5 protein-coding genes are annotated in these 7378 nt (G+C 73.6%); 4 read left to right on the top strand and 1 reads right to left on the bottom strand.

The features are described 5' to 3' along the window. Positions 1 to 10: 10 nt before the first annotated feature. Entirely contained in the window at positions 11 to 757 is a 747-nt protein-coding gene (yaaA, locus tag JWR81_RS31245) for a peroxide stress protein YaaA (RefSeq protein WP_297661111.1), read from the bottom strand. A 269-nt stretch (positions 758 to 1026) separates the two neighbouring features. Here yaaA and JWR81_RS31240 point away from each other — a divergent pair, with 269 nt between their 5' ends. From JWR81_RS31240 to JWR81_RS31225, 4 genes are all read left to right on the top strand, one after another. After that, entirely contained in the window at positions 1027 to 2340 is a 1314-nt protein-coding gene (locus tag JWR81_RS31240) for a bifunctional o-acetylhomoserine/o-acetylserine sulfhydrylase (RefSeq protein WP_297661110.1), read from the top strand. Positions 2341 to 2363: 23 nt separating this feature from the next. Beyond that, positions 2364 to 3491 carry a homoserine O-acetyltransferase gene (locus JWR81_RS31235; protein ID WP_297661112.1) on the top strand — a complete coding sequence of 376 codons (1128 nt, stop codon included), beginning with the start codon at positions 2364 to 2366 and terminating at the stop codon, positions 3489 to 3491. 165 nt (positions 3492 to 3656) lie between these two features. Next, on the top strand, positions 3657 to 4265 hold the full coding sequence (locus JWR81_RS31230) for an FHA domain-containing protein (RefSeq protein WP_297661108.1): 609 nt from the start codon (positions 3657 to 3659) through the stop codon (positions 4263 to 4265). A gap of 5 nt (positions 4266 to 4270) precedes the next feature. Then, the coding region (locus JWR81_RS31225; RefSeq protein WP_297661107.1) for a serine/threonine-protein kinase at positions 4271 to 7378 on the top strand (3108 nt) is incomplete at its 3' end.

Here is a 7378-nt window from a genome sequence, read left to right as displayed (position 1 = left end):
GGGCCGGGGATCAGGCGGGGACGATCACGTTCAGGCTGTCGCCCGTGCGCTCCACCCTCATGCCTGCCCGTCTCGCCAGGGTCGCGACCGCTCCCGCGTCGGACGGTTCGGCGCGGGTGCTCGCCAGCAGGCGGGCGAGTGCGCCCTTGTGGGCCTTGTTGAAGTGGCTCACCACCGTGCGACGGCCGTCGGGGTGCTCGGCCAGGACGTCGACGTCCACCGCGCCCGGGATGCGGGCCAGGGCCGCGTAGGAGCCCGAGCGCAGGTCCACCACCAGCTGACCGGCCGCGATCGAGGCGAGGACCGGCTCCAGCAGCGGCTTCCACTGCGACGCGAGCGTGCCGCGGCCGGGCAGCGACGAGCCTGCGGAGAGACGGTAGGCGGGCACGGGGTCGTCGGCGCGCAGCAGCCCGAACAGCGCCGACCCGACCGCCAGCCGTGAACGGGCCCGGGCCGCGGCCGCGCCCCGCAGGGAACGGACGTCGAGCGCGTCGTAGAGGACGCCGGTGTAGCGGAACAGCGCGGGCGTGGTGGGGGAGCTCCACAGGGCGGCGTTGCGGCTGATCTCGGAGTCCTGCTTCACGGACAGGCCCAGGGCGGCGCGGGACGCCGGTACGTCGCCCGCGAGCTTGACGAGCTCGTCGGCCAGCTCGGCGCGCAGCGGGTTCAGTGACGGGTGCGCCAGGGCGTCGAGGTGCAGGGGCGGCCCGTCGCCTCCGTCGATCTTGGTCTCCGACGGCGGGAGCAGTACGAGCACGGCAGAGACCGTAGCGATGGGCGGCATCGCGAGCTCAGCCGACGTATCGATGGGCGGCATCGCGAGCTCAGCCGACGTCGCCCTTGCGAGTGTTGTGCCCGGGTGGCGACCCGGTTACGGTTCGCGACGTGATCCGCCTCGTGGCACGCCGGCATGTGGACTACATGCGCGTCGCGAGCGCGACCTGTCGACCCGGTCGCTGACTCGGCCTCGCGGCCCTTCCGTGCGCCGCCCCTTTCCAGAGCACCGCCACTCCCAGGGAGATTTCTGTGTCCGACACACCCGACCCCACGGCCGCCTGGTCGTTCGAGACCAAGCAGGTCCATGCGGGCGCCGCCCCTGACCCCACCACCGGCGCCCGGGCCACCCCGATCTACCAGACCACCGCGTACGCCTTCCGGGACACCGACCACGCCGCGGCGTTGTTCGGTCTGGCCGAGATGGGCAACATCTACACACGGATCATGAACCCGACGCAGGACGTCGTGGAGCAGCGCGTCGCGGCCCTCGAGGGCGGGATCGCGGCGGTGGCGCTCGCGTCCGGCCAGTCGGCCACCACTCTCGCGATCCTCAACATCGCCGAGGCCGGCGACCACTTCGTCTCCAGCTCCTCGCTCTACGGCGGCACGTACAACCTGTTCCACTACACGTTCCCGAAGATGGGCATCGAGGTCACGTTCGTCGACGACCCCGACAACCTCGACGAGTGGCGCGCGGCCGTCCGCCCGAACACCAAGCTGTTCTTCGCCGAGACGGTGGGCAACCCGCGCAACAACGTGCTCGACGTCCGCGCGGTCGCCGACGTCGCGCACGAGGTCGGAGTGCCGCTGCTGGTGGACAACACCGTGCCGACGCCGTACCTGCTGCGCCCGTTCGAGCACGGCGCCGACATCGTGATCCACTCGGCCACCAAGTTCCTCGGCGGCCACGGCACCGCGATCGGCGGCGTCGTCGTCGACTCCGGCAACTTCCCGTGGGGCGACCACGCCGACCGCTTTCCCGGCCTCACCACAGCCGACCCGAGCTACCACGGCCTCGTCTACTGGGACGCTCTCGGCCCGCTCTCCTATGCGATCAAGCTGCGGGTGCAGCTGCTGCGCGACCTCGGACCGGCCATCGCCCCGCTCAACAGCTTCCTGCTGATCCAGGGCATCGAGACGCTGTCGCTGCGGATGGAGCGCCACACGTCCAACGCTCAGGCGCTGGCCGAGTGGCTCGAGTCCCGCGACGAGGTGAAGACGGTCTACTACGCGGGCCTGCCGTCCAGCCCGTTCCACGCCGCGGCGCAGAAGTACCTGCCGCGCGGCGTCGGTGCCATCGTGGCCTTCGACATCGTCGGCGGCGTCGAGGCGGGAAAGAAGTTCGTGGACGCGCTGGAGCTGTTCAGCCACCTCGCCAACATCGGTGACGTCCGCAGCCTCGTGATCCACCCGGCCAGCACCACGCACAGCCAGCTCACGGAGGTGGAGCAGACGGCCACCGGCGTGACGCCGGGTCTGGTGCGGCTGTCGGTGGGCCTCGAGGGCATCGAGGATCTCAAAGCGGACCTCGACGCGGGTTTCCGCGCGGCCAAGGGCGCCTGAGAGCTGCCTTGAGCAGCACGACGGTGGGGCTCTCTCCCGCCACCGGTGCGTGGCGGGAGGGGGACGACCCGGGCCGCAGGCTCTGGGTGACGCTCCCCGCCCCGCTCCCGCTCGAGGCGGGCGGGGAGCTGCCCGGCGTGCGCATCGCGTACGAGACGTGGGGAACGTTCACCGGCGACAACGCCGTGCTCGTCCTGCACGCGCTGACCGGCGACAGCCACGTCGCCGGCCCGGCCGGCCCCGGTCACGCCACCTCCGGCTGGTGGGAGGCGCTGGTCGGCCCGGGCCGCGCGCTCGACCCGGAGCGCTGGTTCGTGGTGGTGCCCAACGTGGTCGGCGGTTGCCAGGGCAGCACCGGCCCCTCGTCCACCGCTCCCGACGGGCGGCCGTGGGGCAGCCGCTTCCCGCTCGTCACCGCCCGCGACGCCGTCGTCGCCGAGACCGCGCTGGCCGACGCCCTCGGGATCACCCGCTGGGCGTGCGTCGTCGGCGGGTCGATGGGCGGCATGCGCGCGCTGGAGTGGGCCGCCACCGCACCCGCCCGCGTCGAGCGACTGTTCCTGCTGGCCTGCCCGGCGGCGTCGACGGCCGATCAGATCGCCTGGTCCGCGCCCCAGCTCGCCGCGATCCGTGCCGACCCCGGTTGGCACGGCGGCGACCACCACGACCTGCCCGACGGGGAGGGCCCGCACCTGGGTCTGGGCATCGCCCGCCGGATGGCGCACCTGAGCTATCGCAGCGCCTATGAGCTCGGCGAGCGCTTCGGTCGCGACCCCCAGGACGGCGAGGACCCGTGGCGGGGCGGCCGCTACGCCGTGGAGTCCTACCTCGACCACCACGCCGCCAAGCTCGTTCGCCGCTTCGACGCGGGCTCCTACGTGCGCCTGACCGAGATGATGAACGCCCATGACGTCGGGCGGGGGCGCGGTGGCACGGCGGCCGGGCTCGCCCGGGTCACGGCCCGGACGGTGGTGGCCGGAGTCAGCTCCGACAGGCTCTACCCGCTCGCCCAGCAGGCCGAGCTCGCCGCCGGCATCCCCGGCGCGGGGGAGCTACGGGTCATCGAGTCCCCGTACGGCCACGACGGCTTCCTCGTCGAGGCCCCCACCGTGAACACGCTGCTAGGGGAGTTGCTCACCTCCGGATCGTGATCTCTTCGTGATCTTCTCGGCCGTCCGGATCCGCCCGGAACGTGCTCTTTCCCCCGTGCCCGGGAAACGGTGGGGTCCTTTAGGACGATCAGGTCGAAGAGGATGCGAACTGCTCCTGTGGAGTCGACCCCGATTCGGCTACCGTTCGCTCCGGTGGGGAGTGTGATGAACGCTTTTCTCGAGGTGTGGCGGCCCGACGGAGCCGACCTGGTGCAGCTGGACGGCGACCGCATCACCGTGGGCCGTGCGGCGGGCAACGACATCGTGCTGTCCGACGACGGCCAGGTCTCCCGAGTGCACGCCGTCCTGGAGAGGCTGGCGGGCGCGTGGAGCGTGCGTGACGTCAGCTCGCGCAACGGCACCTTCGTCAACGGCAACCGCGTGTCCGGGGAGGCCCGCCTGGGTGCCGGTGACGAGCTGCGCATCGGCCGCACCCGCATCGTGCTGCGCGCCGAGCGCACCGCCGACGACCCCGGCCTGACCGAGGCCCAGGCCCCGCCGCCGCAGCTGACCCCGCGCGAGCGGGACGTCCTCATCGCGCTGTTCACGCCGATGACCAGCGCGGAGATGTTCACCGAGCCCGCGTCCACGCGGCAGATCGCGCAGGCGCTGTGGGTGAGCGAGGCCGCGGTCAAGCAGCACCTGCTGCGGCTCTACGACAAGTTCGGGGTGGCGGGCGACGGCGAGCGCCGTCGCACCCGGCTGGCCAACGAGGCGCTGCGCCGCGGGGCCATCACGCTCGCCGAGGTCCGCGCGCACGAACCGAAGGGCTGACGCCGGTGACCACGGACGACGAGCCACCGCACACCGCCGGTGGCCGACCCGCCGTCGTCGTCGACCTCGCGCGGGCGGGCTTCACCGACGCCGTCGAGGTCGGTCGCGGTGGCTTCGGCGTGGTGTTCCGCTGCAACCAGGAGGCACTCAACCGCACGGTCGCGGTGAAGCTGCTGCACACCGACCTCGACACGGTCAGCCGCGAGCGGTTCTTCCGCGAGGGCCGCGCGATGGGTGGGCTCTCGGGCCACCCCAACGTCGTCGACGTGCTGCAGGTAGGGGTCACCCACAGCGGCCGCCCCTACATCGTCATGCCGTTCCAGGCGCTGGACTCGCTCGCCGCGCGGGTGCGTCGCGAGGGCCCGCTGCCGTGGGACGAGGCCGTGCGCCTGGGCGTGCGGCTGTCGGGGGCGCTGGAGAGCGCGCACCGCGTCGGCACGCTGCACCGCGACGTCAAGCCGGCCAACATCCTGCTGTCGGACTACGGCGAGGCCCAGCTCACCGACTTCGGCATCGCCCGCATCGAGGGCGGCTTCGAGACCGCGACGGGCGCGTTCACCGGCTCGCTGTCCTACACCGCGCCCGAGGTGCTCAACGGGCACCCGCCCACGCCCGCGTCGGACATCTACGGGCTCGGTGCGGCCATGTTCTCGGTCATCGCGGGACGCGCGGCGTTCGAGCGCCGCGAGGGCGAGGAGATCATCGCCCAGTTCCTGCGCATCACCGGCCAGCCGATCCCCGACCTGCGCGGCCACGGCGTGCCCGACGAGCTGTGCGCGGTGCTGGAACGCGCGATGGCCAAGGACCCGGCCGAGCGCCCGGCGTCGGCGGAGAAGCTGGGCCGCGAGCTGCAGGAGGTGCAGCGGGCCGCGGGGCAGCCCGTCGCGGAGATGGCGCTGCCCGCGGCGCACCGCCGCGCCGACCCGGACGTCACCGAGGCGGCCGAGGTCGGTCCCGAGGACCGCTCGCCGCGTCGCAGCTCGGGGCCGTTGCCGCTGGTGGACCGGCCTTGGGACTCCTCGACGATCCGCCCGCCGGTGGCCTCGGCGCCCGCTCCGGCCGAGGCGCCGGCTCCGGCCCCTGCGCCGTGGCCCGCGCCGGTCGACGAGGTCGACGGCGCCACGGTGGTGGTCGCGCCCTCGCCCCGCCCCCGGTCCGACCAGCCTCCCGGGGGTGGCTCCGGCGGGCCCCCGGCCGGCCCGACCCCGCCGTCCGCACCTCCGCCCTCCGCACCCCCGCCGTCCGCACCTCCGCCCTCCGCACCCCCGACGTCCGCGCCGCCGTCGTCCGGTGCGCCGCGCCGCCGCAGGCTGACGGTGGTCGCCGCGATCGTCACGGTCGTGGTGCTGCTCGCCGGGCTGACCGTCGCGGGGGTGTCCGTGCTCCGCGGCAGCGGAGCAGCCCCGGTGGCGGCCCCGGCCGGGCCGCCCCCGGTCACCGCGGCCGTTCCCGCCAGCGCGTGGCGTGCACTGGCCGACGACCCGACGCCCCGCCAGCAGGTGGCCACCACGGTCGCTGACGGGACGGTCTGGGTGATCGGCGGCCTCACCGACACCGGCGCCACGGCCAAGGTGGAGGGCTACGACCCCGCGATCGACACCTGGAAGACCGCCATCGACCTCCCCACGCCGCTGCACCACGCGATGGCCGTGACCTACCGCGGCGAGATCGTGGTGCTCGGCGGCTGGGCGCCGCAGGGCGCGAACCTGTCCGCGATCAGCTCGAACAAGGTCTACGCGCAGCGTGGTGGCGGCTGGGTCGAGCTGCCGCCCATGCTCTCCCCGCACGTCGCGGCGGGTGCCGTCGTCATCGGGGACCAGATCGTCGTCAGCGGCGGGCAGGCGGACGGCGAGCTCGTGCCCACCACCGAGGTCTTCGACGGCACGAGATGGACGAGGGCCCCCGACCTCCCGACGCCCCGCGAGCACCTCGGGATGGCCACCGACGGCACGTACGCCTACGTCGCGGGTGGTCGCGAGCTGTCGAGCGACAAGAACAGCGCAGCGCTGGAGCGGTTCGACCCGAAGACGCGGACGTGGACCTCCCTCGCGCCGCTGCCGGCGGCCCGCGGCAGCATCGGCGCGACCTACGCCGACGGGCGCATCGTCGTGGCCGGCGGTGAGGAGCCCGCCACCGTCGACGACAGCGTCGAGGCCTACGACATCAAGTCCGACACCTGGTCCCAGCTGCCGAAGCTGGCCACGGGCCGGCACGGCCTCTCGGTCTCGGCCGTCGGCAAGACGATCTTCGCGATCGACGGGGCCGCGAAGCCCTCCCACACCGACTCGACGGGCGTCGGCGCGGCGATGGACATCCCCCCGCAGCTGCTGCAGCCGGCCACCGAGTGGCGGAAGCTCAAGGACGCGCCGGTCGCCCGCCAGTTCGCCGGGTCCACCGTCGACGACGGCACGCTGTGGGTGGTCGGCGGCCTGACCCAGGACGCCGCCACCGCCGCGGTATGGGGCTATGACGCCGTGATCGACACCTGGAAGAAGGGCCCCGACCTGCCGTTGCCGCTGCACCACGTGGCTGCGGTGACGTACAAGGGCGAGGTCGTGGTGATCGGCGGGTGGAGCCCGTTGAACGGGAACCTGTCGGCGATCGTGTCCGACAAGGTCTTCGCGCTGCGGAACGGCGCGTGGGTGGCGCTCCCGTCGCTGCACCACGCCCGGGTGGCCCACGGCGCGGCCGTGGTCGGCGACAAGATCGTCGTCGTCGGCGGGCAGGCCGGCGGCAAGCTGGTGCCCACGACCGAGGTCTTCGACGGCGCCGCCTGGACCGACGCCGCGCCGATCCCCACCCCTCGCGAACACCTCTCGGCCACCACCGACGGCACCTACGTCTACGCGGTGGGCGGGCGCGACCTCTCGTCGGACAAGAACACGTTCGCGTTCGAGCGCTTCGACCCGGCCACGGGCACGTGGCAGTCGCTGCCGACCATGCCCACCGCCCGCGGCGGCGTGGCCGCCACCTGCGTGGACGGGCGGATCGTCGCGGCGGGCGGCGAGCTGCCCACCGCGGTGCTCGACACGGTCGAGGCCTTCGACATCGCCACCGGCACCTGGTCGACGCTCCCCCCGCTCGGGGAGGCCCGGCACGGGATGGCCGTGGCG

It is taken from the genome of Pseudonocardia sp. (assembly GCF_025965585.1).
Classification (GTDB): domain Bacteria; phylum Actinomycetota; class Actinomycetes; order Mycobacteriales; family Pseudonocardiaceae; genus Pseudonocardia.
Note: the sequence above shows the minus strand (reverse complement) of the source record. Positions and strands in the feature narration are given on the sequence as shown.